This window comes from Geofilum sp. OHC36d9 (genome assembly GCF_052400685.1).
Classification (GTDB): Bacteria; Bacteroidota; Bacteroidia; order Bacteroidales; family Marinilabiliaceae; genus CAZHHH01.
Genome location: NZ_JBQTGJ010000001.1, coordinates 744,571 through 770,830, shown reverse-complemented (window position 1 = coordinate 770,830; position 26,260 = coordinate 744,571). Strand labels below are relative to the sequence as shown.

Here is a 26,260-nt window from a genome sequence, read left to right as displayed (position 1 = left end):
TAATTGCACTAGCGACAGAATAAAATAATCTGCTTTTGAGGCTGGTTCTTTTTTTTACCTTTGTAAAAAAAGAAAAGACCTTGAAAACGGAATATTTCATTGCATCAAGAATTAGCTCTGGAGGAGTATCGGGGCGCAGATTTGCAGGTCCGGTAATAAAAATAGCCATTGCAGGCATTGCGCTAGGGATGGCGGTAATGATCCTATCGATCGCCATTGGAAAAGGTTTTAAAAAAGAAATTAGAGAAAAACTTGCTGGCTTTTCAGGGCACATTCAAATTGTAAATTACGACTTTAACCTAAGTTATGAGGCCAACCCAATAATAAGCGACTCCAGCCTGACAAATCAACTAATGACAATTCCAGGTGTACGAAACATCCAAAAATTTGCCACCAAACCAGGTTTGATAAAAACGGGTGAAGAAATGCAGGGTATTATATTAAAGGGCATATCCAGTGATTATGACACCACATTTTTGAAATCTGTGTTAAAAAAAGGGCAATTACCGCAAACAAATGCAGTAACAGTTACCAATGACATCCTCATCTCTGAAGTATTAGCCAACCAATTAACCATAAAAGTAGGCGATCCCGTTCTGATGTATTTCTTCGAAGACCAAATCAGGGTTCGTCGCTTTACTGTCAGTGGAATATACAACAGTCGTCTGCCTGATCTGGATAAACTATATGTGATAGCGGATTACAGACATGTACAACGACTCAATAATTGGGCAAAAAATCAGATTGCAGGCTATGAAATTGTTATAGATAATTTTGACCGTATGGAAAAGATCGGCGATGCCGTTTACGATAAAACAGCCGCCTACATTTCGCCCGACGGGTCATTGCTACGCGCACAAACCATTCGACAAACCCAGCCCCAAATTTTTGGATGGCTTGACCTGCTCGACACAAACATTGCGGTTATTATTAGCCTAATTTTAATGGTCGCCGGTTTTAATATGGTATCGGGTCTGCTCATATTAATTCTGGAACGAACCAACATGATAGGGGTTTTAAAATCAATAGGCATGGCCGACTGGCCATTAAGAAAGATTTTTCTGGTGTTAGCCATCAAAATAGCCACACGGGGTTTAATAATTGGGAACATAATTGGGATAGGCCTCTCGATGCTACAACAGCAAACACATTTTTTACAACTCGACCCCGACAACTATTTTCTGGATGCAGTACCCATTCTACTATCGCCCATAGATCTGCTACTCCTTAATGCCGGAGCAGTTGCAGCCGTGCTGCTAATGATGGTAGGGCCTTCCTATTTGGCTGCCCGCATATCGCCGGTGAAAGCCATTCAATTTGATTAAAACTTCGTCGCCTAATATTGGCAACGATTAGTCGATAACTGAGAGGAGACATGGAAGCAGTATCTAATTTCCGGTTAATTGGTCGCAATGGCTAATAAGCGGGCAGTTAGATCTTAAAATCGCCTACCCTAAAAAAAGCACAGAATATATAATGCCAAAGAAGTCAACAAATGCTTAAAAAAAATATAATATGCACCCTCAATTCTATCATGCAATCGGGCGTTTGTCTATAAAACTCAAATTCAAAGCTTACACAACCCGAAGATTGTAAGTTTACTGGTCAAAATGACCATTTTAAGGACAAGCGTAACGTAAAATTTAAACTTTACCGACAGGCTCTAACGTTTCTCAGAAGTGAACAGAAATTGTTCATATTCGGACAAAATAAAAGAGAGATAAAGCAACAAAATAAAATGAAAATCCCTGATCTTAAGCTCCAAAAATAAACTTTCAAAACTCAAGGTGACTATTATCATCTTTGGCACGCTTTTTATAATATACTAATTGGTTTAGATTAGTAATGGGATAAAAAAAGCCATCGTTCAAACGTGAATGATGGTTTTTTTATTGAATCTGAACTCAAACAGATATGCCAAATAGCTTAAAACCCACAAAAATTACTTATTTTTAAAAAGGAATACAGAAATTTTCATCTATATAGTACTTGTAAAAAATCTCTATTGGTTATAAATAAACTTCATTCTGGAGGCTTGTAAAGATTGAAAAAATAATTTTACTAATAAAATGTCCCTCTTGAGCACGAGCGTAACAAAAAAATAACGTTTTCATGCTGGCTCTATAATAACAATGACAGACCAAAATTATGATAGGCTGGAAATATTCATTAATAAAAGCATTACAGCGTCCCCTCCCTGGCGAAAAGGCTCATCTTATGATGGCTCCTTCAGTCAGGTACACTGGATCTGGCACACCCGATCCGGCCAGTGCGCGAGACAGCAGTGTCTTAATTCTATTATATCCCAAACAAAAAAGATGGACCATTCCGTTCATACAAAGACCCGATTACAAGGGAGTTCATGGAGGGCAGGTCAGTTTACCAGGCGGCAAATACGAAACCAGCGATACCAATTCGTGGGAAACAGCATTACGCGAAACACGTGAAGAATTAGGCATAAAAACCGATAAAATTCAGTTTTTAGGTAGTCTGACAAATCTTTATATCCCAAACAGCAATTTTCTGGTTCATCCGTATATAGGCTATCTTCCGTATCGCCCCAATTTCCATCCATGCCCATACGAAGTATCAGAAATTTTGGAGATTCCGGTTCCTGCTCTTTTCCACGGTGCTGACCATCCAAAAATATTGGAAATGAATATCAACAACCGGAAAGTTGTAGCCCCCTGCTTTAACTGGAACGGACACACATTATGGGGTGCTACAGCCATGATTATGAATGAATTAAATATAATTTTTAGAGAAAACATGCCCCAATGGGCTAATTCATTACATTCTTATAATGATTATACCTCTCCAGAATCTCTCTGACGTAGTGATAAGGTTCTTCGCCCCGGCAATAACCAAATTTTACGAGTGGATCATTGTAATATTTCGGATTAGATTTATTAAGAATAAAAAAATCCACATTATCGTCCCATATTGCAGGGTCCTTCCCGTATTTTTCGGCCAGCAACATGGCATCCAAAACGTGTCCAATACCAACGTTGTATGAGGCTAACACAAATTTTATACGCTCATTCGGATCTTCAACTCTCAATTTCATACGCTCATCCAACCATTGCAACAACTGAATTCCTCCTTGAATATTTTCATCCGGCGAATTAATCGAAGAAACGCCAAACCGCTCGGCTGTTTCGGGCATTAACTGCATTAAACCTTTGGCACCCGCCCAACTTTCGGCATCCGGAATAAAACGTGATTCCTGATAAATAATAGAAGCAATAAGTCGCCAATCCCAATCGAGCTTTTCACTTTCACGTTTAATGATATCATCATACACCGATACCTGTCCGCCTTTAATGGAATGAAAGCCAGCATCGACAATATGAATGGAACGCTTGTTCAAAAAATATTTCTGATAAATGCGTTCATAACGCGCCGTTTTTTTAAAACTGACCATCCAATTGTTAATGGCACTAAGCAATTCGGGCGCACCTTTGTTTACAGCCCAGGCCTGCTTTTGGGGAAAACTAACGGCCGTTTCAACATCTATATTAGGATAAAAATTAAGATTAACACGCGCCAGATTTTCATCACAAACGGTATATGGTATTTCACCGGCAGCCACTAACTCAATCAACTGCTCAACTTCGTAATCAGGAATCTCAACAATATCGATACTATCGCCAATTTCGTTTGCCAAACTACGCAAACGTTGTACAAAAGCCGACCCTTTTTGAACATAAATACTTTTACCTGCCAAATCAAGCTGATTACGTATCAACTCATTGGGTGCAGATAAAGGTTTTCCGTCCTTCCCAATTGAGTATGCCTGCTGAATCAAAACCTGCCGACTATAACTATGAGGCTCGGTAAAAGCCACCATTTCTTCGCTTTCTCTGGTTACAGCTAAACTACTGGCGATTATATCTAACTGTCCGTTCTGAAGATCAATAAAATTAGCATCCAGATCATTGCTCACTGACACTTCCAGTTTAATATCCATAAAATTGGCAAATTGCTGAAGTAACTCATACTGATATCCCATGGGTTGGCCTTTATACACAAAATAATTGGTAGAATTATAATTGGTAACCACACGAATAACGCCTGACTTCTTTATCTGCTTAAGGTCGGGAACAACAATTTCGCTTTCCGTTGAAGTATTTTTTTTATCAACGCTTGATCGGCATCCGGCAAACATCAATAAAACATATAGCAATGGTAAAAATAATTTCATATCCATCCTCTTTAATAAAAACTAATACGCATTAAAAGCATTTAAGTTAATGTCTTATCGGGTCAATCAAAATCCAGACCAAACCTAAATCATTACTAATCAACTTCTTTTTTGCAAGGAATTGATAAAAAAGTAAATATATAAAAAAAGAAGATAGAAGTGGAAATCAAAAATGCATATAAGCGCTATAAAACCCTATCAATCATAGAAATTCCAGGAAACACCAAAATGAAATCCCCGGGGGTTCATGGGGTAGTAAATCGTATGAAAATAATCGCGGCTCGAAGGATACCCTTCGTTCACATGGTCCATTTTAAAGAATATACGAGCGCGTTTCAAATGTAAATTAAGAAACGCATCGACCATTGGATAGTCACCTACTTTACGTTCACGTTGCGCATAAAACTGCCCGGTTGCCGGCATATATGCAGGGGTATACCAGTCTGTATTATATCGAAGATCGAAGCCAATCTGAAAAAATAAAACTTTGAATAAAGTATTCTGAAAATAGTTGGAACTATAAATTGTCCATTCAGGAAGCGGTAAAATATCATCGTGATTGGTCAGCTGGTAAATGACCGTATTACGGCTGTGCAGATTCCAAAGTTGAAAATGCTTATACAATTGAATTTCCGCAACTTGTATAAACTCATCCGTTTGCTCAGGTAAGGCTTCCTGATTCCAAAACACATACTTATTAATGCTTCTTGTTTCAGCGGACAACTTTAAACGGCGCGTTGGCACATCAATGCCTCCCCCCACACGTAAAGTCTGAACTTGATCAAAACGATTATTCCAAATAAAATGATTGGAATAGTAACGCTCAGTAAAAAAATCCGGGGTAACCAAATAGGCACCGCCAGAAGCATAAATCCCTGCTGTATCCTTTCCTATACGGAAGGATGAAGACAATGTGCCGGTGAGTTCGCTATCGCCGGCTCTATACCCTTGAAAATAAATTCGCGCACCTGCATTCCATTTAAAATTACGACCCACATTTTTAAAAATCTGGCCACCTAACAAAGTCGTGGTCAAAACAGTATCATTCATTATGTATTCGGGAGGAACAGACAACGTCCCTTTAGTAACCGGAACTCCCGGATATTTAAACAGTTCTACTTCATTGGTTATAAAAGCCCTAAGTCCAAAACGCAACAAAGAATTTGCCTCTTCATTAAAACGAAGTTGAAATGTATTTTCGACGGAAGTATAATAAACTGAATCGCGGGTAGCTGTAGAATCGTTATAGATATTAGGATAATAAAAATCTTCAAACGAATTAGTGGCATAAGTACTAAAATCCTCAACAGCATAAATCCGACGATACCGACTTAAATGAAAACTATGGATGGCCGTTCCAAGCGGCATTTTATCGATTGTACTATCGTTACGTCCCACCACCACATGACCAATATCGAATGTTTGATTCAGATAAAGTTGATGGTTATCAATCCGGTTAGAGGCATTAAGAAAATTGACAGGAATATCTTCATTCATATCCACGTCCTTTTCATTGGGGTTCCAAATATAACTTTCATCAATAATACCGCCATTCTCCAAGTGATCGGTCTTATTATACACATAATCGCCAAGTATAGAATATTTTTCACCTGAATAAGACGAAAAAAAACGGAAATGGCGATTATCAACCTGTTGTGCCTCATATTTCCCGATGGAAGAAATTAAATCATAATTAAATCCGACATTCCAGTTCTTATTCACATTTTGAGTGAACAACACCTTCACCACCTCCTCCGAACGTCTTTTGGGTGGACTGTACTGGTAATAAATATTGGTATAAGGCGTTCGGGTATTATAATACTTCCATGTATCAGGTGTCGAAAAATTATCGGAAAGACTTCTGCTAAACAAAAATTTATTATAAACAGGGAGCAATGAAACCATAGCCGGCTGCCATGCAGCGCCGATATTACCGAGCTGAACATTAGCCAGCGCAATACGCGACACAGGTCTATAAACCTGAAACCCCAGCGATAACGTATCTACTTCAACACTATCGACCAGAGAACCAGAATTTGTGACCCGCCAATTTTTAACCACATGCTTAATAGCAACAACAGGGGCAGATGGCTGCCCCTCCTCGTTTCCAGTCTGGTTAGCTGACAGCCCGCCTCCCCGCGACTTATTCTGCGCGGAAGCATCACGTTGCAGAGAAATCTGGGCTTTACCTCCAACCTGAAAAACCAATAACAATGCTATGCTGAAGAATAGTATTTTCATGCCACGCAAAGATATTGAAAAATCCGGTTTACAAAGCACAATCTCTGCCACTGATCTTATTATTTAACCTCCCAAACATCACCCTCTCTCGCCAAATCATAAAAACTCTTAACTTTTGAAGTTTTCTTAACGGCCTCTATTTGCGCTTCTACCTCAGCATCATAAGTTAATGAATCAACATTACGAATAACGCCAGTAGCCACGGGAAATTCAGGATACTCCATATCCACTAGTTTCAGATGCAAAGTATTATCAGGATTATGAGCATCATGCACCAGTATGTCTTGCTCAGTCACTCCATTTTCACCGATTCGCACAACTTTCAGACGCATGCCATCCAACATCAGTCCTTTATCACGATTACTTCCAAAAATCATGGGTTTTCCATGTTCCAACAAAATGGTCCGGTCTTCACGATGTTCTTTATCGGTAATAGCCGCATGAACGCCATCGTTATAAATCACACAATTTTGAAGCACTTCAACCACTGAAGTCCCCTCGTGGTTAGCTGCTGCTTTAAAAACATCAATGCACAATTTCAAATCCTTATCAATGGTACGGGCAAAAAAATGGCCACGCGCGCCGATGGTTAATTCACCAGGACGAAATGGGTATTCAACAGTTCCAAAAGGCGAAGTTTTTGATACAAAACCACGCTTCGATGTTGGTGAATACTGCCCTTTGGTTAAACCATAAATCTGATTATTGAATAAGATCATATTCAAGTCAACATTGCGGCGAATGGCGTGAATAAAATGATTCCCGCCAATAGCCAACGCATCTCCATCGCCGGTAATCTGCCAAACTTTAAGTCGCGGATTAGCAGTTTTCACTCCTGTGGCAATAGCTGCAGCACGTCCGTGAATGGTATGAAACCCATATGTATTCATATAATACGTAAATCGGGAAGAACAGCCAATTCCGGAAATAACCGCAACTTCATGTGTTTTCAATCCCAACTCAGCCATAGCCTTCTGTACAGTATTTAAAATGGCGTGGTCACCACATCCCGGACACCAGCGTACATTTAACCCACTTTTATAATCGGTAAAAGTATATTGTTGTGTTGCATCCATTTTTTAATTCTCTAATAATTTAACAAATTCACTCTTCAATTCTTCTACCGTAAAAGGCTGTCCCTGCACTTTATTATACTGGGAATACACAAAATCAGGCTGTTTCATTCTCAAATAACCGACAAACTGGCCCATATTGAGTTCACAAACCAGAATTTTTTTATACCTGGCAAAGACATCAGCGGTATTACGAGGCAAAGGCATGATATAGTTAAACTGGGCAAGCGCAACTTTCTGTCCAGCCTCGTTCAACTCATTAACGGCAGTCAGCAGATGCCCGTATGTTCCGCCCCATCCCACCACAAGGAGATCGCCTTCAGCATCACCTGCTACTTCCAGTTCGGGAATAGACTGTGCAATACGATCAACTTTAGCCTGACGCGTATTAGTCATCAACTGGTGATTTGCCGGATCATGTGAAATAGCGCCTGTCAGCGCATCTTTTTCCAGTCCCCCAATTCGATGTTCATACCCCTCCATTCCGGGAAGCGCCCAATCACGATTAAGTTTTTCATCATCTCGCAAATATGGCATAAATTCGCCAGGTTTTTGATGTGTATATGGAGGTATGATAGCGGGGAAATCATCTTCGTCGGGTACCCGCCATTGCTGCGTTCCGTTAGCAATAAAACCATCGGACAATAGAATAACGGGCACCATATGTTCAACGGATATCTTGGCTGCGTAAAAAGCATAGTCAAAACAGTTGACGGGCGTACTGGCAGCCATCACAACGGCAGGACTTTCACCGCTCCTCCCATATAACGCCTGAAATAAATCAGATTGTTCAGTTTTAGTTGGCAAACCTGTTGATGGGCCACCACGTTGAACATCAATTACAACCAATGGCAACTCAGCCATTACAGCCAAACCAATAGCTTCACTTTTCAAGGCCAAACCTGGGCCAGAAGTGCTGGTCACCGCCAGACTTCCGGCAAAACTTGCGCCAATAGCAGTGCAAACACCGGCAATTTCATCCTCAGCCTGAACCACCTTTACACCCAAATCTTTGCGAAGCGCCAACTCCTGCATAATCTCAGTCGCCGGCGTAATAGGATAAGAGCCTAAAAACAGCTGCAAACCACTTTTCTCTGCAGCCAAAAGCAAACCCCAGGCCGTGGCTTTGTTACCGTTTAGGTTACGATAAACGCCCTTTCGTATTTCAGATGGACTAATATGATAAGAAGGGGTAACCAACTGAAGATTTTCCCCATAATTAAAACCAGCTTGCAACACCTTTAAATTGGCAGCCATAATTTGCGGCTTCTTACCAAATTTTTTTCTTATAAAACTCTGCGTATGCTCAATGGGCCTGTTAAATAACCAGTAAACAACTCCCAACGCAAACATATTCTTGCTTCTAAGAACACTTTTATGATCCAGACTCAGATAAGCCACACTTTCCTTGGTAAGAGTCGTAATAGGTGCCTGAATAATATTAAAACCATTCAGTTTATCTTCTGCTATAGGATCGTTGGTGGTATATCCTGCTTTTTTCAAACTTTTATCATCAAAACTATCACCATCAAGGATAATCGTTCCACCCGATTTCATAAACTTAGCGTTAGCTCTTAATGCAGCGGGATTCATCGCCACAAGAACGTCGGTAAAATCACCTGGTGTCGAAACACTTTTCCCGAAATGCACCTGGAAACCAGACACGCCCCCGATAGTTCCTTGCGGCGCTCTAATATCGGCCGGATAGTCAGGGAAAGTTGAAATATCATTACCGTAAATAGCTGAAGTATGAGAAAATAAGGTCCCGGTCAGCTGCATGCCATCTCCGGAATCACCCGAAAAACGTACCGCCAGCTTCTCAACTTCAATCACTTTAGAACTTTTGCCCATAATTAAAAATATATAATCGGGTTAGTGCATCCAACCCCACTTAAATTACGCAAAGGAAACCGGTAAAAACCAGACTTCTCTGCTAAAAATTATAAAAAATGCGAGTCTAAAGTATCCCATTATTTTTTAATTAGCAAAAGGCAACGTGATTTAGTGCTCGCAAGAAATGGACAACTTCTGTGTTGGCTTGATTTAAAAATGATTATTAACCATACTAAACTCAAATTTTTCAAACTTCGCAAACCTTGAATTTGAACCTTTCGGAGCAAGCATTTAATTTATCGTGCTAATACGATAAAAAAAACTAATCAGCTATATTAATCGATTGCAAATAAACGGAATGGAGACTCGTTCCCACTTTTAATCTGATATTAATACCATTGAACAATATATAATTGGTCTAAATAAGATTCAAAACAAACAATCAGATACGTTTCAATGTTAATTTTACCAATATATTCTTCTTCACAAGAAGAATGAAGACTAATTTCACCATCTAATAAAATTACAAAATGGCTCTAATAAAAAAAGTAAGAGGTTACACACCAAAATTCGGGAATAACGTATTTATTGCTGATAATGCCACAATAATAGGAGATGTTATACTGGGGGACGATTGTAGCATTTGGTTTAATGCTGTATTGAGAGGCGACGTTAATGCAATTCGAATTGGAAATAAAGTAAACATTCAGGATGGCGCGGTGCTGCACACACTATATCAAAAATCGACTGTCGAAATTGGGGACAACGTTTCAGTGGGGCACAATGTGATTATTCATGGTGCCAAAATCGAAAACAATGTCCTGATAGGTATGGGCGCCACCATTCTTGATCACGCCGTTATAGGCACAAATTCAATTATAGCAGCAAATGCACTTGTATTAACTGGCACCATCGTAGAACCAAATAGTGTTTATGCCGGCATACCGGCAAAAAAAGTAAAAGAAATTGAACCCGGACAAAGCATGGAAATGATTCACAAAATAGCAAATAACTACTTAATGTATTCGGGCTGGTATAAATAATATTTGTCTATAATGTCAACTGCTTTGTTAAGCTTGCCATAAAAACAGTCGTTTACGAAAAGTAAAAGCCTTGTTTTTTTTATGACTTCGCAAGCCATGAATTTGAAATTTTATAGCGCAAATACTGACTATATTTTATGAACAGTCATTCAATAGAGCCTTTAACAAAGCAAAAATAATCATTTGCGATAAAAAAAGACAACTGACACAGGTAAAACGCGGTATATTTTCAATATACCGGAATCATATTTAACGACGTACAAAAAAACACTAAATCAAAAAGCTATTTGTGTGGCCGTCACCGGTCGCTTTAAAAACAAGGTTGCCGACTCACCAAACCGATCAGCTTGTTCAGAAGTAAAATATTCGCAGGTGCCCGTGCGCGAAATTCGCCTTTCCATATCTGGATGGCGTTGCAAATAATCGCGCAAACTTTCAGCTACTACAGGCCCCTGGGAGATAACCCGAACCTTATCAGGGAGAAGCTCACGGATAACAGGCAATAATAAAGGATAGTGAGTACATCCCAGGACAACAGTATCTATATCTCTATCCTTTTCGAAAAGGTTGTCCAAATTCTTTTTCACAAAAAAACGGGCCCCTTCTGTTTCCATCTGATGATTCTCAACAATAGGAACCCATAGCGGGCAAGGCTCCTGCGTAACTTTAAGCTGTGGAGATAGCTTGTTTATTTCGAGCGGATAAGACTGCGACAAAACAGTTCCCTCGGTTCCGAGGATGCCAATATGTCCCGATCCTGAAATTCCTGCCAGCAGTTCCACGCTGGGGCGTATAACGCCCAAAACCCGACGTGAAGGATCCCATTTTGGAAGATCAACTTGCTGGATGGTCCTTAGTGCCTTTGCCGAAGCTGTATTGCAAGCCAAAATAACCAGATGTGCACCACGCTCAAAAAGCCATTGCACCACCTGACGTGTATATCTGTAAACCACATCAAACGACCTGCTACCATATGGTGCACGCGCATTATCACCAAAATAAATAAAATCATATTCCGGAAATTCATCCAACAAATTCTGTAGAACGGTCAATCCCCCATACCCCGAGTCAAAAACGGCTATGGGGCCAGGCAAAACATCCCGATTCAGTAAAATCATGACTACAAAATATGAAAAAAGGACAATGCCAATGGCATCATCCTTCGTTATGCGGTATAAACGACAATTAGTTGACGCCCAATTTAGCTTTCACAAGAGACATACAGTCTACACTCTTATCAGAATGATACAAAACAACTTGTGAACTAAGATCAAAGATATAAACAAATCCCTGTTCCTGTCCAACAGCATCAATAGCCTGTTGAATTTTTTCTAAAATTGGTTTATAAAGCTCCTGTTCTTTCTTGGAAAGAGATTGTTGAGCCATTGTTTGATAATTCTGAAGACGTTGTTCGATGTCTTGAATCTCCTTTTCCATGGTAGCCCTGATTAATTCAGGCAAACTATCACGTTGGGCCAAATATTCCTTAAATTTAGTTTCGTGCTCTTCGCTCATTTTTTGCATACGCGTTTGCAAAATCTTTGCCTCAGCCTGCAACTTCTGGTCGGCAGCTTGCTTATCAGGTAACACCTGAATCAACTCCTGAACATTAATGTGACCAAATTTTAATTCCTGAGCCTTAACCATGCCAGAAAATAAAAACAACGAAACAATCAATAATGACTTAAAAATCTTCATATTATGCATATTAATAATTCAACAATAATAACCGCTACTAAATACCTAGCTTGGCTTTAACCAAAGGGGTCACATCTACACTCTTAGCTGAATGATACAAAGTTAAACCAGAGTTCACTTCGAAAATATAGAGAAAACCGTTTTCACGACCAACAGATTCAATTGTTTCCCTCAATTTTGCAAGAACAGGTTCTTGCAATTCTTGTTGTTTTTGCTGTAATGATTTCTGGGCATTGGCGTAAAACTCCTGAACGCGTTGTTGCATGGTTCCGTACTCAGCTTCCTTGTCAGCACGTTGTTGGTCCGTATAAGATTCATAATTACTCTCATACTCCGTCTCCAATTTTTTAAGTTCGCCCTGCATTACGCCCAACTGATCTTCCAACTTTTTGGTTTCTGTTTCCATCACAGTGCCTATATTTTTATATTCAGGCATCAGCAAAATAACATCAGCAACACTAATGTGTCCAAACTTTAAGTCCTGGGCTGCGGCAGGCATTACCAACACAATGGTCAGAAATACTGCAAATACAATTCTGTAAAATCTCATTACCAATTATTTAACTATTATCACTTGTAACCTAACCGTTGCAACACCTTATCACTGTAATCCTGCTTCGGGTCAAGATATAAAACGCCGGACGATTTATCAAAAACAGCAGCCAAACCTTCTTCCTGCGACATCTCAGATATTACAGCAGCAATTTGCTCCTGAATAGGCTGCACCAAACTTTGCCGACGAAGAGCCAATTCCCCATCTGGGCCAAAATACTTATTCTGCAACTGTTTAGCTTGTTTCTCCTTTTCTATAATAGCTTCTTCGCGCGCTGTTTTCATCTCTGCCGAAAGAAAAACACTTTCAGACTGATAAGTTTTGTATAACTCTGCTACTTCTTTATAAATAGCCTCAATTTCTTGCTGCCAACCTTTTGAGGCCTGATTCAATTGTTCTTGTGCAGCCTCATAAGCAGGGATATTACGCAAAACATAATCAGTATCAACAAACCCATATTTTTGAGCCATTAAGACACTCTGAAGGCTCATCAAAGCCAACAAAATTATAATTGTTTTTTTCATAATAACCAATTTTATTAAAAAATGTTATTCTTTTCTATCACAAGATACACTTTAATTAAAAGCTTTGTCCCATTACAAAATGGAAATTACTTCCCGAAGCACCAGGATTATTAACAACATCATCGAAGCCATAACCCCAGTCAATGCCCATGAGACCAAACATAGGCAAAAATATTCTTACTCCAACACCAGCAGAACGTTTCAGATTAAAAGGATTATAATCATTAAATTCTGACCAGGAATTACCTGCTTCGGCAAAAACCAAACCATAAACAGTTGCTGAGGGCTGGAGAGTTAAAGGATATCGAAGCTCCATCGTCATTTTGGTATACATATTACCATCGTAAGCTGAACGGGTAATATTACCATCTTCATCGTATACATAATTTATGGCAGTCAGCGAATTATTTTCATAACCTCTTAAGCCAATGGTTTCACTTCCGTAATAACTATATCCAGCCATTCCGTCACCACCAAGATTGTACTTCTCAAAGGGAGATTTTAAATATTCGTTATAATACCCCAAAAATCCTGCTTCAACCTTAGTCATTAATACCAATTTATTATTAGTATCGAGCGGTTTAAACATTGAGCCCTTAAAGGTCCACTTATGATATTCAACAAATTCATAAAGTTCTTCCTGATCAGTAATTTTAGAATAATCCTTTCCGGTGAAGGCTGAATAAGGAGGCGTTAGCTCCACTCCCACTGTAAAATTAGATCCGGAACGTGTATACAATGGATTATCAATTGAATTCCGTGATAACATTACCTTCAACTTAAGGTTGTGGGACAAACCATCACTCATAAAGAAATAATCCCAATTTTTAAGATCGTACTGATTGTAACTCAACTCAGTATAAAGAGTAAAGAAGTCATCGGGCCAGGTTAATCGGCGTCCCAATCCCACTGAAATACCCAGTGTTTTAAGATATTCATCGGTATTTACATCATTAGAAGTAACATAGCCACCACCAATACCGCTGCCATAACCATACGAACTATATGAATTATAGTTATTATAATAGGAACTGTTAACACCCGACTGAATAGAACGATAAACAGAAACACTCAATGAATTTGGTTTTTTACCTCCAAGCCATGGTTCAACAAAACTCACACTATAGGATTGGTAATACTGTCCGTTGGTTTGTGCGCGCAGCGAAAGTGTTTGACCATCTCCAGTAGGGAGTGGGCGCCAGGCTTCTTTATTAAAGAAGTTACGAACCGAAAAGTTAGTAAACTTCAGGCCCAAAGAACCAACAAACATGCCACCGCCCCAGCCACCTGACAACTCAATCTGGTCATTGGCTTTTTCTTCCAGATTATATTCAAGATCAACGGTTCCTTTATCCGGGTCTGGAATGGGAACAGGATTAATCTTTTCAGGATCAAAATGCCCCATCTGCGCCAATTCACGAACAGTACGAATTAATGCCGACTTATTGAATAATTCGCCGGGCTTAGTGCGCAATTCACGACGTATTACGTGCTCGTGTGTTTTCGTATTACCTTTAATAATAACGTTATTGATGGTAGCCTGATCGCCCTCATATACACGCATCTCTACATCGACTGTATCGTTATAAACACGGGCATCAACCGGAGTTATCCGACTAAACAAATACCCATCGTTCATATATAAGTTATGAACCGCATCATCGTCAGTAAACAACCGCTCGTCAAGCATAGTCTGATTAAAGACATCCCCTTTCTGAATGCGTAAATAATAGCTAAGATACTCGCCCGGATACAAACTATTACCTACCCAGGTAATGTTACCAAAGTAATACTTATGACCTTCGTCAATGGATATTTTAACATCAACGGTATTATCATCATTTCGCGAAATAGAGTCGTACACAACATAGGCATCACGATACCCTTTTTCATTATATTTTTCGATAATAGTTTTCAGATCTTCCTGATAACTATCTTTTACAAACTTTTTGGTTCTAAAGAAATTACGTATTTTACCCTTTTCGTTGGTCTTTTTGGTAAAACGGTTCAACTTAACATCCGAAAAAGCCTCATTACCAATAAAAGTTAAGCTATTAACCTTAACTTTTTCTTTCTTATCCACATAAACATCCAGAAAGACATGATTTACTTTAGATGTATCATCCCGCTGAACAATATTAACTTCTGTATTAAAAAAACCTTTTTCAACAAAATAATTCTTTATAAACCGTTCCGATCGTTCAACCAAATATGGAGTAACCTGACTCCCCTTCATCATGGCCACCTTCTCATCCACTGCTTCAATTTCGGACCGCTTTAACCCAAAATAATTAAGCTCCGACAAACGGGGTCGTTCCTGCAAATAAATTTCTAAATAAATAAATTGTCCCTCAATTTTGGAGGCCGATATCTTCACATCTGAAAACAAACCATAATCCCAGTATTTTTTAATGGCTGCCGTAATCTGATCGCCAGGTACTGTAATTGATTGTCCGACTTTGAGACCAGATAAGTTGGCCAAAATTTTAGGGTCATTATTCAAATCACCGATTACCTCAATGGCAGCAATTTCATAGGTTCTTGGTTTACCCGAATACGAAAACTCGGCTGAATTGGTTTGTCCCTTAATTGAAGTTATAAATAATAAAAGCGATATTACAACCGGGAAAATGCGTTTCAACATCTTTACTTGTTTAAAATTAACTGGTCACTGGTTTTTCCAAATCTCCTTTCGCGCTTCTGAAAATCAAGAAGTGCATGATAGAAATCTTCTTTACCAAAATCGGGCCATAAAACGTCGGAGAAATATAATTCTGAATAAGCTATTTGCCAAAGCAGGAAATTACTGATACGTAACTCGCCGCTGGTACGGATTAACAATTCCGGATCGGGGATGTTTTTGGTCTCAAGATAACTCACAAACAAATCATCATTAATTTGTTCAATAGCGACCTTCCCGGCCTTAACATCGGCGGCAATACCTTTAACTGCCTTCGATATTTCCCATCGGGAACTGTAACTAAGTGCCAAAACAAGTGTCAACCCTGTATTATTTGAAGTTTGAATAATGCAAGTCTGAAGTTTGTCACGAACATCCTGCGGCAAAGTTTCAACATTACCAATCGTTCGCAATTGCACATTATTTTTCATAAGGGTTTTGGTTTCATCAGAAATCGTTGAAACCAAAAGAGACATTAATGCATCAACTTCACTTTTGGGACGGCTCCAGTTTTCGGTAGAAAAAGCATAAAGCGTCAGATAATCAATTCCTAATTCGGCAGAAGCTTCGGTAACAGCACGAACAGCTTTAACGCCATTTCGGTGCCCAAATATCCGCATATTACCCCGTTTTTTTGCCCACCTGCCATTTCCATCCATTATTATAGCAACATGACGAGGTAACCGATCCTTAAGTAACTGACTTTTAACTGACATACTTTGTAATAACACTTGCTTTAAAACCCATCAAAACATTTATCGCCGGTGGAAAAGATGCGAAAAGTTACATAAACTCCAATGACCGAATACCAATCATTGTTGTGAATGGACGAGGAAATATTATAATGATAAGGGTCGGCAGGATTAATTGAATCACTAATACCCATCATATCCAGATCATCGACAAAAGTCTTTCTGAATGTCCAATCTGCTCCCACCTGAACCCAAGGGCTCACCTTCCATTTCACACCCGCTCCGAATGGCAAAGATAATACAAAAGTCGGTTTTTCAGTGCCCTTACCATTTTCTTCTTCATACCTTTTATAGATGGTAGTGCCCAAACCGAAGGTTAAAAAAGGTGTAAAACGAGCATTCTGGCTAAAAGGATGATCAAAAGAAAACATATTTATTTCCATCAACCCCACCAAATCACCAATTGAACGCTCAAAGTGATAGCTACTTCCTGATGAATTGGGAAAATAATAGTTTTTATACTGATAATCCCCACTAAGCTCCATGAAGGAAGCCTGCGCACGAAAGGCAATTCGATCCTTTATAGCATAACGAAATAAAACCCCAAATGAAGGATGCATCTGGTAAAATTGTCTGGAATTGTTTAAATCTCCATTATACCATCCAACTCCTACAACCGGCCCAGCAGTCAGTTTGGTCTGAGCCTCGATTCCTGCGAAAAGAATCAGGAAAACCAACAAAAAGAAAAAACGAAAAATTGGTTTTCTCATATTAAAAAAAGCTTTCCTAAATAAACGATATCCCTTTATAATTATTGTAATTAGTTTAATTTCTTTTATCGGCGCCCCACATCAATTTATTTCGGAGCGTAGAATAAAACGACTGACCAATGCGCTCGACAACAGAAACCGTAAAGTCCGCTTTCCGAACTTTGAGTTCAACGGCATCATCAAGGATGCAGCTGCGTGAGTCAAGTGAAGCCAAGAACTTTCCACCCCGCCCTTCTACCTTTAAAGAAATTTCGGCCGTATTTGGAACTACAAGAGGACGAACCGTTAAATTATGTGGCGCAATTGGGGTAATTATAAAATCTTTGGCCGAAGGGAGCAATATCGGACCGCCCACACTTAATGAGTATGCCGTTGACCCGGTTGGTGTTGAAACAATTAAACCATCAGACCAATACGAGTTAAGAAATTCGCCATCCAAAAAAGTATGAACAGTTATCATTGATGAGCTATCACGCTTATGAATGGCCAACTCATTAAGCGCAAAATTAATATCACCAAAACAATTAGTCGATGCCGAAAGCTGAAGTAAATTAAGTTCCCGAATGCCAAAACGCCCCTCAAGAATTTCGTCAATAGCTTTGGGTAAATCGCCCATCCCTATATCGGCCAAAAAACCAAGACGTCCACTATTAATTCCTACCAAAGGAATATCACGATTACGCACCATAGTTATGGCATCCAAAAAAGTTCCATCTCCTCCCACACTAAAAAGCATGTTACAATTGGGCAAATCGTTATAAGAAGAAAACGTTTTACTGGCATATGATTCGATATGTGCTGTTTCAGACAAAAAACGGGCAAATGGCTCAAAAACAATTACCTCTGCCCCGCTTTCGTTCAAATATTTGAACAGCAAAGCACACTTATCATAAAAACCAGGCCCAAACTGTTTCCCAAAAACGACAATCTTCATACAACTATGGATATATAATAAGAATAATATTAAAACCGGCACATTCAAAAATGTAAAACCATTTTACAAATAAATCATGAAATACCACCTGTAACAGCTACTTTAAGCATCGAATGCCAGACTCTATATGTCATACACATATTGTCTACAAACAAAGGCCAGCTTCTATGTTACACTTGCCTTCAAAAAAGGTCATCGACACCAGTAAACTCTCGTTTTTCAAGCTTCGAGAAAATTGATTTGGAGCTCACTGGCTCAAACCCCTGACATTATGAACAAGCAATACATAAAAACCAATACTTTTACAAATAGACATGATTAAAGCACCAGATTAAAGTGCAGGAAAAAGCCCTGATCGCCAAAGTTATTAAAACTATAATTAAAACCCCACACCTGATCGTAAATGGTAACAAGATCGAGGCCGGGACCATAACCGAACAAAACGGAGTTAGCCATATAATTATTATCAAACTCATTAGTATTGATAACATACCCTGCATCAAAATTAAACTTCAGATATAAGGCGTAATGAATACGCGAGAACTGTTTTAACGGCATCCGCTTCCAAACCACATCTCGGCGTGGCAACAACTCAAAAATTAATTTATTTTTCAAAGCCCCATAGGTAGCACCGTCAATTACGCGATATTCAAAACCATTTAGATATTCATGATAGCCCAATCCGGTTTGATAAAAATAAGGGACGTCTGGTTTGTCAATCAAAGAAATTTTCAGATCCGATTTCCCATACCATCTATTCAACAACTGTTTCTGCCACGACAAGAGCAACTCAGCCTGAAAGAAACCGGTCCAGTCTGAAATCGAATCCACGACCATTCCTCTACGCGCAAATACCAGCTGCGCATATAAGCCATTGAGCGGATAAACCTTTGAATCACGACGATCAAATTCGTAAGTATAAGAAAACTCAAGCGTTCGCGACGTGGTATTGCCACCAGGCAAATAACCCGGATTAAGGGCCAATAAAGTATCAGCCGCAACCACATCAAAATAAGACAACATAATATTATGATAAAAATCGTGATGATGTCGATATGAATACGATAAATGGAACGACATTTCACGAAGCAGCTGATCACCCGACTGTTTGATAAACAACTGCTTATCATCAGATGTTTGATAAGCCATTTTATCAAACATATACCACACCATCTTGGCACCCCATCCCGACTTATGATTTAAAGCCGGATTTTGATAATCAAGAATTGCCTGAGTTCGGTAGCCTGTTATAAATCTGAGCTTCAACAGCTCGTGCCGTCCCCTGAAATTGTCATGTTTCAAATAAAGGCCATAATTAAAATTATCACCGTCGTTGGTTCTCAAGAAATCGGCAAAATTACGTCCCTCAGCCTCGAATAGCGGGAAAGCCCAAATATACCATCGCTCCTCAACAACAATAAAAATATTAACGGTATTAATATCAGGAAATGACCAATCAATTTTAACGATATTAAAAAGAGACGTATTCTGAATATTCTCACGACTTCGTTCAATTAAATCAGGAAGATCAACCATTTCAATAAGATCGCCTTCATGAAACAAAAGCTCAGCCACGATGACGGATCGATGAGTTCGGTAATTCCCTGAAACCATAATTTCACCGACCATCCGAGGATTAACCAGCGGCACATCTGGTTCTTCAGCACTAATGGCCAATACATTACAGCACAATAATAAACAGAGGTTTATCAACAGCATTCTCATAATTACCCCTCTCCTCCCATACCCTTAAACACTTAGATAACGAATCAATGATTCATAATTCTTCACAGCAACCTCATCGATCTCTTCTTCGCTACCATAATGCGCTCTTATTTTATAGCCATACCGTTCAAAAGCACTGACTATAGGTGCCAAATCAGTTCTGTTAAGTTTAATGGTTATAAAAAGTGTTTCCTGAGATGAATCCTGATTGACATACAAACTAAGTATTTTACTATCAGAATCTTCAACAATACGGGCTATTTCAGAAAGTGTATAATCACGAGGCCCCACCTCTATCTGCAAAATTCCGCCAGGCGTATGGGCGGCTATCAACTCACTAAAACGATGAATTAAATCCTGCTGAGTAATAACACCCAGATATTCCTGCTCAACATCCAACACTGGTACCAGGCTCAACTTCAGCCTTGCCACAATTTCGATCACATCATAAATATGCTGATATTCCATGACATAAGGTTTCATCAACGACAAACGATGATTGCCCAGCGGCTCATTAGCCAAATTCAGGTCGTATATATCAATGTCAGCAATTAATCCCAAAAAAACACGATTATTTACGATGGGCAGATGCGACACCCGAAAAGCCTCCATCCAGTTAATTACGTCCAAACCTGTATCGGAAGTTTTTAACGCGGGAATAATATCTGAAATTAAATCTTTTGCCAACATATATTCGACGGATATTAAGAATACTTAGTAACTTTGAAGGCCTAATTAAAAGGTTTATTAAACCATTCGGTGTTTATCATACTAAACAATATAGACCTTTATTTGGTTTTAAACAACAAACTTCGTGCTAAACATTATCAAGGATGACAAAACTAAGTGTTAACATAAACAAAATAGCCACATTACGCAATGCCCGTGGTGGAAATATACCCAATGTTGTAAAAGCAGCCATTGATGTTCAAGCCTTCGGCGGGGAAGGTGTTACTGTTCATCCACGACCCGATGAGCGCCATATCAGACACCAGGATGTCTACGATATCCGTAAAGTTATAACCACCGAATTTAATATCGAAGGATATCCATCTGACGAATTTATAGCATTAGTGAAAGAAGTAAAGCCCCATCAGGTGACGCTGGTTCCCGATCCCCCGGAAGCCATCACCTCCAATGCCGGTTGGGACACCATCAACCATCAGTCATTTTTGAAAGAAGTCATTGCTGAACTAAAGGAAGCCGGCATCCGGACCTCAATATTCGTTGATACAACATCAGACTTTATTGAAAATGCTGTTACAACAGGTACCGACAGAATAGAACTATACACAGAACCCTATGCTACTCATTTCCCGAACGACCCGGCAAAAGCAATTGCCCCGTTTGTTGCAGCGGCCAATCTGGCTAACAAGCTGGGTCTGAAAATAAATGCAGGTCACGATTTAAGTCTCGAAAACCTGAAATACTTCAATGAAAACATACCTTTTCTGAAAGAAGTATCCATAGGGCATGCACTTATTGCCGACGCTCTATATATGGGACTTGAACGAACCATTCAACTTTATAAAAAACAACTTATTAAGGAATTATAATGAAGCTTTATTACCGCGAAACAGGAACCGGAAATCGTGAGGTAATAATTGTTCATGGCTTGTATGGCGCTTCTGACAACTGGCTGTCGGTCGCATCAGCCCTTAGTGACAAATACCGAATTTTGTTACCTGACCAACGAAACCATGGTCGCAGTGCGCACAGCGAAGAACACAATTACGATGTTTTAGTCAAAGACCTGTATGAACTCATAAAAACCGAAACCAAAGGCAAAGTCATACTCATAGGGCATTCGATGGGTGGAAAAACGGTGATGCGACTGGCGCTGGAACACCCTGAAGTCGTTGAGCATCTGGTGGTGGTTGACATAGCACCAAAAAACTACGGCACCTTTACCAATTATGCCGAAGTAACCAATGACCATCTCAGGATACTGAAGACATTAAAAGCTCTCAAACCAGAAACAATGGGTAGTCGTAAAGAAATGGACGATGCACTAAAACCTGTTTTTCCGGCTAAACAATTGCGACAATTTCTTCTTAAAAATGTAAAAAGAAACAGCAATGGCACTTATTACTGGCAGCTGAATATTGATGCATTAATAAATCATTTGCCGGAAATTATGGACGGATTTTCGCAATTAGATGAAAAGACAAAATTCAACGCAGCACCTGTACTGTTTATAAAAGGAGAAAAATCACCTTACATCAAACAGGAAGACACCATGCCAATTCTACGTTACTTTCCGCAAGCACAAATTGTGACCATACCCAATGCCGGACATTGGGTGCATGCCGAACAAAAGGATTTATTTCTTAAAACACTGACCTATTTTTTGGAAGATTAGAACCTGATAGTTTTAAGAGCAATTCACTTACATCCCGGAGATTTTTAACTACTTTTGCAAACAATTAATAATGTATTATGAACAAAAATCATAGCGACACAGCTATTTTAAGAATTCATTGCCCCGATCAAAGGGGAATTGTTGCAAGAGTGACCGATTTTATTCACCGTAACAATGGCAACATTGTAGGACTGGACCAGCACACCGATCGTGACGAGAAGCGTTTTTTCATGCGTCTTGAATGGGAACTGGAAGGCTTTGAGCTCACCCGCGAACAAATTGCATCCGCATTTGAATATGCCATTGCCATTCCATGTAAAATGATCTGGAAACTAAATTTCTCAGATGAAATTCCCCGAATGGCCATTTTCGTTTCAAAAATGTCGCATTGCCTGTTCGACCTGTTAGCGCGTTATCAAAGTGGTGACATAAAAGCAGAGATCCCATTAATAATAAGCAACCACCGCGACCTGGAAGACGTGGTTGGCAAATTTGGAATAACATTTGTGCATGTACCAATAACAACTGCCAACAAAGCCGAGCAGGAAAAGAAAGAACTGGAAATACTAAAAGAACATAAAATTGATTTTATAGTACTGGCTCGTTACATGCAAATATTATCGGCCGAGTTTGTCAGTAATTTCCCGGAGCACGTGATTAATATTCACCATTCCTTTTTACCGGCCTTTGTAGGCGCCAAACCCTATCATGCAGCACACGCCAGAGGGGTAAAAATTATTGGGGCCACCAGCCATTATGTCACCTCCGATCTGGACGCCGGACCCATTATAGAGCAGGATGTTGCGCGCATTTCGCACCAGGACAGCATTGCCAGACTCATTCAAAAAGGACGCGACGTGGAAAAAATTGTTTTGTCGAGAGCTGTAATGGCTCATGTAGAGCGAAAAACTTTGATATACAAAAACAAAACCATTATTTTCCATTAACAAATAATGAACGGCATTTAAGCCACACGACTAAACAAAACGATACACAAACATCTTTAGGTATCATGATCATTTAATCAACATAAAGGATGTCCAGACAAAATATCGTCATCATAAAATATAATGCAGGTAATATCCGTTCGGTTAATAATGCCTTGGTTCAACTGGGACAGACGGCTGAAATAACCGCCGATGAATCAAAAATAAGACAAGCCGATAAAGTTATTTTTCCGGGGGTTGGCGAAGCAAGTACAACCATGAATTACCTAAACCAATCGGGAATAGGCGAGGTGATAAAAACCCTCAAACAACCAGTTTTGGGAATCTGCCTCGGTATGCAATTGATGGGACGTCACAGTGAAGAAGGAGCGGTTGATTGCCTTAATATATTTGACGAGCCTGTAAAAAAATTTCAACTGCCACAGCCCAATCCACTAAATCTAAAAATCCCGCAAATAGGCTGGAACCAAATTTTTGATCTCAAAAGTGATCTTTTCGATTCTTCACTCGAAGGACAATACGTCTATTTTGTGCACAGTTTTTATGTGCCATTGGGCAAAAGTTCGGCGGCCACCACCAATTATATTTTACCCTACAGTTCGGCACTCCAGCAAGATAATTTCTTTGCAACCCAATTTCACCCCGAAAAAAGTGGGCCCGTAGGACACCGGATTTTACAAAACTTTTTGAAATTATAACCAACCGGCTATGTCACAACCAATGATAGAACTTATACCGGCCATCGACCTCATTGAGGGGAAATGCGTACGACTCAGTAAAGGCGATTATACTACCAAACAAATTTATAACGAAAACCCGCTCGAGGTAGCCCTCCAATTCGAAGCACATGGCATAAAACGACTTCACGTCGTTGATCTGGACGGCGCAAAAGCCGGCCATATCATAAACCACAAAGTATTAGAAACTATTGCTTCAAAAACAAATCTCATCATTGACTTTGGGGGTGGATTAAAAACGACCGACGATCTGAGAATTGCCTTTGAATGCGGAGCCAGCATGGTTACAGGTGGAAGCATCGCCGTGAAAAATCCGGATACCTTTGCCGGGTGGATAAAGAAATATGGTGCAGATAAAATCATACTGGGTTCAGATGTCAAAAACAAAAAAATAGCCGTTTCAGGCTGGCAGGAAACCTCATCGCATGACCTGTTTGATTTTCTCAATCAATACAGCCGTTTGGGTATTACCAAAACTATTTGCACCGACATCAGCAAAGATGGAATGTTGCAAGGCCCTGCCATTGACCTGTACAAAGAAATACGGGAACAATTTCCGGATTTATATCTTATTGCCAGTGGTGGCGTCAGTCATCGCAAAGACATTGAAGCATTGGCCGGGGCTGGCGTACCGGCCGTCATTTTCGGGAAGGCCATTTATGAAGGACGGATTACTCTTGACGAGCTGGCAAAAATAAATCTCCAATGATAATTCAAAACCGGCTATGCAACAGTGACATCCGAAAATTTAAAAAAACACATTGTTAAAAGTAAGTGCGCCTAATACTTTTGCACTTAACAAAAAGACTATGCTTGCAAAACGTATTATTCCATGCCTCGACATTAAAGATGGCATGACCGTGAAAGGAATAAAATTTGTGGAACTGAAAACCGTTGGTGACCCTGTGGAACTGGCTGCCGCGTATGCCGACCAAGGAGCCGACGAGTTGGTCTTTCTCGACATCACCGCCACACACGAAGGTCGGAAGACACTGATTGACCTGGTTCATCGTATTGCCAGACACATCAACATCCCGTTTACGGTAGGCGGCGGCATCAGCGAATTAAAAGATGCAGAAGCCTTACTGAACGCCGGAGCCGATAAAATAAGTATTAACTCATCGGCCGTACGCAGACCGGAACTGATTGACGAAATGGCACAAAGTTTTGGTAATCAGTTTGTGGTTGTAGCCATTGATGCCAAAAAAGAAACAAAAGGAAACGACTGGGCTGTGACAGTTAACGGAGGTCGGATATTAACTGAAAAACGACTATTTTCATGGGCCAGAGAAGCAGAAAGCAGAGGCGCCGGGGAGATCCTCTTTACCAGTATGGACCACGATGGCGTGAAACAAGGATTTGCCAACGAGGCGCTGGCACGCATCAGCACCGAACTTTCCATTCCGGTAATAGCTTCCGGAGGAGCCGGCTCCATGGCCCATTTCCGCGATGCCTTTACCCTGGGAAAAGCCGATGCCGCTCTGGCAGCCAGTGTTTTTCACTACAATGAAATTCCCATTCCCACATTAAAAGAGTATCTTCGCAAGGAAGGCATTGAAGTAAGATAAATAATCAACTGAAACACCCCATTTACACACCGGTTGTTTCTCAAATTTAGAAAACATGAACATAGACTTTTCAAAATCATCTGACGGATTAGTTCCGGCCGTCATACAGGATAATACAACCAACAAAGTTCTTATGCTGGGCTATATGAATCGCGAAGCGCTGGACAAAACTCAAAAAGAAGGCAAAGTTACCTTCTTCAGTCGCTCACGACAAAAACTATGGACCAAAGGTGAAGAATCAGGCAACTTTTTGCACGTAGTAAGCATCTCTTCCGACTGCGACGACGACACCCTGTTAATTAAATGTAATCCTGCCGGGCCAACCTGTCATACCGGAGCCGACACTTGCTGGGCTGAGACCAACAAAGCAGAACCTGTCATGTTTCTCAAAGAGTTACAGGATTTCATAGACCAACGTAAAGTAGAAATGCCTGAAGGTTCGTACACCACATCGCTGTTTGAAAAAGGAATTCGAAGAATCGCCCAAAAAGTGGGGGAAGAAGCCGTAGAAACCATTGTTGGTGCCATGGCTAACGACGATGAAAACTTCGTATACGAAGGCGCAGACTTACTGTATCACCTCATTGTTCTGCTCACACACAAAGGATTAAGAATTGAAGATTTGGCGCTCGAATTAAAAAAACGTCACAAATAAAAATCCGATAAAACCATTCAT

The 26,260-nt window shown here is 39.9% G+C and carries 24 protein-coding genes; 10 read left to right on the top strand and 14 right to left on the bottom strand.

Features of this window, described 5'->3' with window-relative positions; translation table 11 throughout:
• Window positions 1-80 precede the first annotated feature (80 nt).
• A complete protein-coding gene (locus ACT3CD_RS02845; RefSeq protein ID WP_444642745.1) occupies window positions 81-1,325 on the top strand; it encodes an ABC transporter permease in 1,245 nt (414 codons plus the stop codon).
• Window positions 1,326-2,148: 823 nt separating this feature from the next.
• Window positions 2,149-2,832, top strand: a complete 684-nt coding sequence (locus tag ACT3CD_RS02840) for an NUDIX hydrolase (RefSeq protein WP_444642743.1) — start codon at window positions 2,149-2,151, stop codon at window positions 2,830-2,832.
• On the opposite strand, the gene ACT3CD_RS02835 is transcribed toward ACT3CD_RS02840, so the two are convergent.
• From ACT3CD_RS02835 to ACT3CD_RS02820, 4 genes are all read right to left on the bottom strand, one after another.
• Entirely contained in the window at window positions 2,783-4,204 is a 1,422-nt protein-coding gene (locus ACT3CD_RS02835) for a transporter substrate-binding domain-containing protein (protein ID WP_444642741.1), read from the bottom strand. The two genes, ACT3CD_RS02840 and ACT3CD_RS02835, sit on opposite strands and share 50 nt — an antisense overlap.
• Window positions 4,205-4,402: 198 nt before the next feature.
• Window positions 4,403-6,445: a putative porin gene (locus ACT3CD_RS02830; protein WP_444642739.1), complete on the bottom strand. Its 2,043-nt coding sequence runs from the start codon at window positions 6,443-6,445 to the stop codon at window positions 4,403-4,405.
• A gap of 59 nt (window positions 6,446-6,504) precedes the next feature.
• Entirely contained in the window at window positions 6,505-7,521 is a 1,017-nt protein-coding gene (locus ACT3CD_RS02825) for a 2-oxoacid:ferredoxin oxidoreductase subunit beta (RefSeq protein WP_444642737.1), read from the bottom strand.
• Window positions 7,522-7,524: 3 nt separating this feature from the next.
• The gene (locus ACT3CD_RS02820) at window positions 7,525-9,369 is read right to left on the bottom strand and encodes a 2-oxoacid:acceptor oxidoreductase subunit alpha (protein ID WP_444642735.1); all 1,845 of its coding nucleotides are present in this window, start codon (window positions 9,367-9,369) and stop codon (window positions 7,525-7,527) included.
• Window positions 9,370-9,881: 512 nt separating this feature from the next.
• Between ACT3CD_RS02820 and ACT3CD_RS02815 the strand changes: the two genes are divergently transcribed.
• Window positions 9,882-10,394 (top strand): gamma carbonic anhydrase family protein, encoded by a 513-nt coding sequence (locus ACT3CD_RS02815; protein WP_444642733.1) that lies wholly within the window; start codon window positions 9,882-9,884, stop codon window positions 10,392-10,394.
• A 275-nt stretch (window positions 10,395-10,669) separates the two neighbouring features.
• Here ACT3CD_RS02815 and murI read toward each other — a convergent pair whose 3' ends face one another.
• From murI to ACT3CD_RS02765, 10 genes are all read right to left on the bottom strand, one after another.
• Window positions 10,670-11,512, bottom strand: a complete 843-nt coding sequence (gene murI, locus ACT3CD_RS02810) for a glutamate racemase (protein ID WP_444642731.1) — start codon at window positions 11,510-11,512, stop codon at window positions 10,670-10,672.
• Between the two features lie 67 nt (window positions 11,513-11,579).
• On the bottom strand, window positions 11,580-12,092 hold the full coding sequence (locus ACT3CD_RS02805; RefSeq protein ID WP_444642729.1) for an OmpH family outer membrane protein: 513 nt from the start codon (window positions 12,090-12,092) through the stop codon (window positions 11,580-11,582).
• 37 nt (window positions 12,093-12,129) lie between these two features.
• On the bottom strand, window positions 12,130-12,642 hold the full coding sequence (locus tag ACT3CD_RS02800) for an OmpH family outer membrane protein (protein ID WP_444642727.1): 513 nt from the start codon (window positions 12,640-12,642) through the stop codon (window positions 12,130-12,132).
• Window positions 12,643-12,662: 20 nt separating this feature from the next.
• The gene (locus ACT3CD_RS02795; protein WP_444642725.1) at window positions 12,663-13,169 is read right to left on the bottom strand and encodes an OmpH family outer membrane protein; all 507 of its coding nucleotides are present in this window, start codon (window positions 13,167-13,169) and stop codon (window positions 12,663-12,665) included.
• Window positions 13,170-13,224: 55 nt separating this feature from the next.
• A complete protein-coding gene (gene bamA / locus ACT3CD_RS02790) occupies window positions 13,225-15,813 on the bottom strand; it encodes an outer membrane protein assembly factor BamA (RefSeq protein ID WP_444642724.1) in 2,589 nt (862 codons plus the stop codon).
• 2 nt (window positions 15,814-15,815) lie between these two features.
• Window positions 15,816-16,565, bottom strand: a complete 750-nt coding sequence (locus tag ACT3CD_RS02785; protein ID WP_444642722.1) for an isoprenyl transferase — start codon at window positions 16,563-16,565, stop codon at window positions 15,816-15,818.
• Window positions 16,566-16,585: 20 nt separating this feature from the next.
• Entirely contained in the window at window positions 16,586-17,311 is a 726-nt protein-coding gene (gene porG, locus ACT3CD_RS02780) for a type IX secretion system protein PorG (protein WP_444642720.1), read from the bottom strand.
• 55 nt (window positions 17,312-17,366) lie between these two features.
• Entirely contained in the window at window positions 17,367-18,245 is an 879-nt protein-coding gene (locus ACT3CD_RS02775; RefSeq protein ID WP_444642719.1) for an NAD kinase, read from the bottom strand.
• A 318-nt stretch (window positions 18,246-18,563) separates the two neighbouring features.
• The gene (locus ACT3CD_RS02770) at window positions 18,564-19,970 is read right to left on the bottom strand and encodes a POTRA domain-containing protein (protein ID WP_444642717.1); all 1,407 of its coding nucleotides are present in this window, start codon (window positions 19,968-19,970) and stop codon (window positions 18,564-18,566) included.
• A 24-nt stretch (window positions 19,971-19,994) separates the two neighbouring features.
• Entirely contained in the window at window positions 19,995-20,660 is a 666-nt protein-coding gene (locus tag ACT3CD_RS02765) for a CBS domain-containing protein (RefSeq protein ID WP_444642715.1), read from the bottom strand.
• A gap of 143 nt (window positions 20,661-20,803) precedes the next feature.
• On the opposite strand from ACT3CD_RS02765, the gene ACT3CD_RS02760 reads away from it, so the two are divergent.
• The 7 genes from ACT3CD_RS02760 to hisIE all read left to right on the top strand — a co-directional run bounded on the left by ACT3CD_RS02760 (window position 20,804) and on the right by hisIE (window position 26,239).
• A complete protein-coding gene (locus ACT3CD_RS02760; protein ID WP_444642713.1) occupies window positions 20,804-21,526 on the top strand; it encodes a pyridoxine 5'-phosphate synthase in 723 nt (240 codons plus the stop codon).
• Window positions 21,526-22,332 carry an alpha/beta fold hydrolase gene (locus ACT3CD_RS02755; protein WP_444642712.1) on the top strand — a complete coding sequence of 269 codons (807 nt, stop codon included), beginning with the start codon at window positions 21,526-21,528 and terminating at the stop codon, window positions 22,330-22,332. Before ACT3CD_RS02760 ends, ACT3CD_RS02755 begins: the two co-directional genes overlap by 1 nt.
• A 77-nt stretch (window positions 22,333-22,409) precedes the next feature.
• Window positions 22,410-23,279: a formyltetrahydrofolate deformylase gene (gene purU, locus ACT3CD_RS02750; RefSeq protein ID WP_444642711.1), complete on the top strand. Its 870-nt coding sequence runs from the start codon at window positions 22,410-22,412 to the stop codon at window positions 23,277-23,279.
• An 89-nt stretch (window positions 23,280-23,368) separates the two neighbouring features.
• Window positions 23,369-23,977 (top strand): imidazole glycerol phosphate synthase subunit HisH, encoded by a 609-nt coding sequence (gene hisH, locus ACT3CD_RS02745; protein WP_444642709.1) that lies wholly within the window; start codon window positions 23,369-23,371, stop codon window positions 23,975-23,977.
• A gap of 10 nt (window positions 23,978-23,987) precedes the next feature.
• Entirely contained in the window at window positions 23,988-24,725 is a 738-nt protein-coding gene (hisA, locus tag ACT3CD_RS02740; RefSeq protein ID WP_444642707.1) for a 1-(5-phosphoribosyl)-5-[(5-phosphoribosylamino)methylideneamino]imidazole-4-carboxamide isomerase, read from the top strand.
• 100 nt (window positions 24,726-24,825) lie between these two features.
• Window positions 24,826-25,584 carry an imidazole glycerol phosphate synthase subunit HisF gene (hisF, locus tag ACT3CD_RS02735; protein ID WP_444642705.1) on the top strand — a complete coding sequence of 253 codons (759 nt, stop codon included), beginning with the start codon at window positions 24,826-24,828 and terminating at the stop codon, window positions 25,582-25,584.
• Window positions 25,585-25,639: 55 nt separating this feature from the next.
• Window positions 25,640-26,239: a bifunctional phosphoribosyl-AMP cyclohydrolase/phosphoribosyl-ATP diphosphatase HisIE gene (gene hisIE / locus ACT3CD_RS02730; protein ID WP_444642703.1), complete on the top strand. Its 600-nt coding sequence runs from the start codon at window positions 25,640-25,642 to the stop codon at window positions 26,237-26,239.
• The last annotated feature ends 21 nt before the right edge of the window (window positions 26,240-26,260 follow it).

Excerpts from the sequence above, each read along its gene's own strand:
- ACT3CD_RS02840 (WP_444642743.1), top strand. The coding sequence starts at position 2,149 with ATGATAGGCTGGAAATATTCATTAATAAAAGCATTACAGCGTCCCCTC.
- ACT3CD_RS02815 (WP_444642733.1), top strand. The coding sequence starts at position 9,882 with ATGGCTCTAATAAAAAAAGTAAGAGGTTACACACCAAAATTCGGGAAT.
- ACT3CD_RS02825 (WP_444642737.1), bottom strand. The coding sequence starts at position 7,521 with ATGGATGCAACACAACAATATACTTTTACCGATTATAAAAGTGGGTTA.
- ACT3CD_RS02770 (WP_444642717.1), bottom strand. The coding sequence starts at position 19,970 with ATGAGAATGCTGTTGATAAACCTCTGTTTATTATTGTGCTGTAATGTA.
- ACT3CD_RS02800 (WP_444642727.1), bottom strand. The coding sequence starts at position 12,642 with ATGAGATTTTACAGAATTGTATTTGCAGTATTTCTGACCATTGTGTTG.
- hisH (WP_444642709.1), top strand. The coding sequence starts at position 23,369 with ATGTCCAGACAAAATATCGTCATCATAAAATATAATGCAGGTAATATC.
- bamA (WP_444642724.1), bottom strand. The coding sequence starts at position 15,813 with ATGTTGAAACGCATTTTCCCGGTTGTAATATCGCTTTTATTATTTATA.
- ACT3CD_RS02820 (WP_444642735.1), bottom strand. The coding sequence starts at position 9,369 with ATGGGCAAAAGTTCTAAAGTGATTGAAGTTGAGAAGCTGGCGGTACGT.
- ACT3CD_RS02755 (WP_444642712.1), top strand. The coding sequence starts at position 21,526 with ATGAAGCTTTATTACCGCGAAACAGGAACCGGAAATCGTGAGGTAATA.
- ACT3CD_RS02775 (WP_444642719.1), bottom strand. The coding sequence starts at position 18,245 with ATGAAGATTGTCGTTTTTGGGAAACAGTTTGGGCCTGGTTTTTATGAT.
- ACT3CD_RS02795 (WP_444642725.1), bottom strand. The coding sequence starts at position 13,169 with ATGAAAAAAACAATTATAATTTTGTTGGCTTTGATGAGCCTTCAGAGT.
- murI (WP_444642731.1), bottom strand. The coding sequence starts at position 11,512 with ATGATTTTACTGAATCGGGATGTTTTGCCTGGCCCCATAGCCGTTTTT.
- ACT3CD_RS02805 (WP_444642729.1), bottom strand. The coding sequence starts at position 12,092 with ATGAAGATTTTTAAGTCATTATTGATTGTTTCGTTGTTTTTATTTTCT.
- ACT3CD_RS02760 (WP_444642713.1), top strand. The coding sequence starts at position 20,804 with ATGACAAAACTAAGTGTTAACATAAACAAAATAGCCACATTACGCAAT.
- ACT3CD_RS02785 (WP_444642722.1), bottom strand. The coding sequence starts at position 16,565 with ATGTCAGTTAAAAGTCAGTTACTTAAGGATCGGTTACCTCGTCATGTT.
- ACT3CD_RS02765 (WP_444642715.1), bottom strand. The coding sequence starts at position 20,660 with ATGTTGGCAAAAGATTTAATTTCAGATATTATTCCCGCGTTAAAAACT.
- ACT3CD_RS02835 (WP_444642741.1), bottom strand. The coding sequence starts at position 4,204 with ATGAAATTATTTTTACCATTGCTATATGTTTTATTGATGTTTGCCGGA.
- porG (WP_444642720.1), bottom strand. The coding sequence starts at position 17,311 with ATGAGAAAACCAATTTTTCGTTTTTTCTTTTTGTTGGTTTTCCTGATT.
- purU (WP_444642711.1), top strand. The coding sequence starts at position 22,410 with ATGAACAAAAATCATAGCGACACAGCTATTTTAAGAATTCATTGCCCC.
- ACT3CD_RS02830 (WP_444642739.1), bottom strand. The coding sequence starts at position 6,445 with ATGAAAATACTATTCTTCAGCATAGCATTGTTATTGGTTTTTCAGGTT.
- hisIE (WP_444642703.1), top strand. The coding sequence starts at position 25,640 with ATGAACATAGACTTTTCAAAATCATCTGACGGATTAGTTCCGGCCGTC.
- hisA (WP_444642707.1), top strand. The coding sequence starts at position 23,988 with ATGTCACAACCAATGATAGAACTTATACCGGCCATCGACCTCATTGAG.
- hisF (WP_444642705.1), top strand. The coding sequence starts at position 24,826 with ATGCTTGCAAAACGTATTATTCCATGCCTCGACATTAAAGATGGCATG.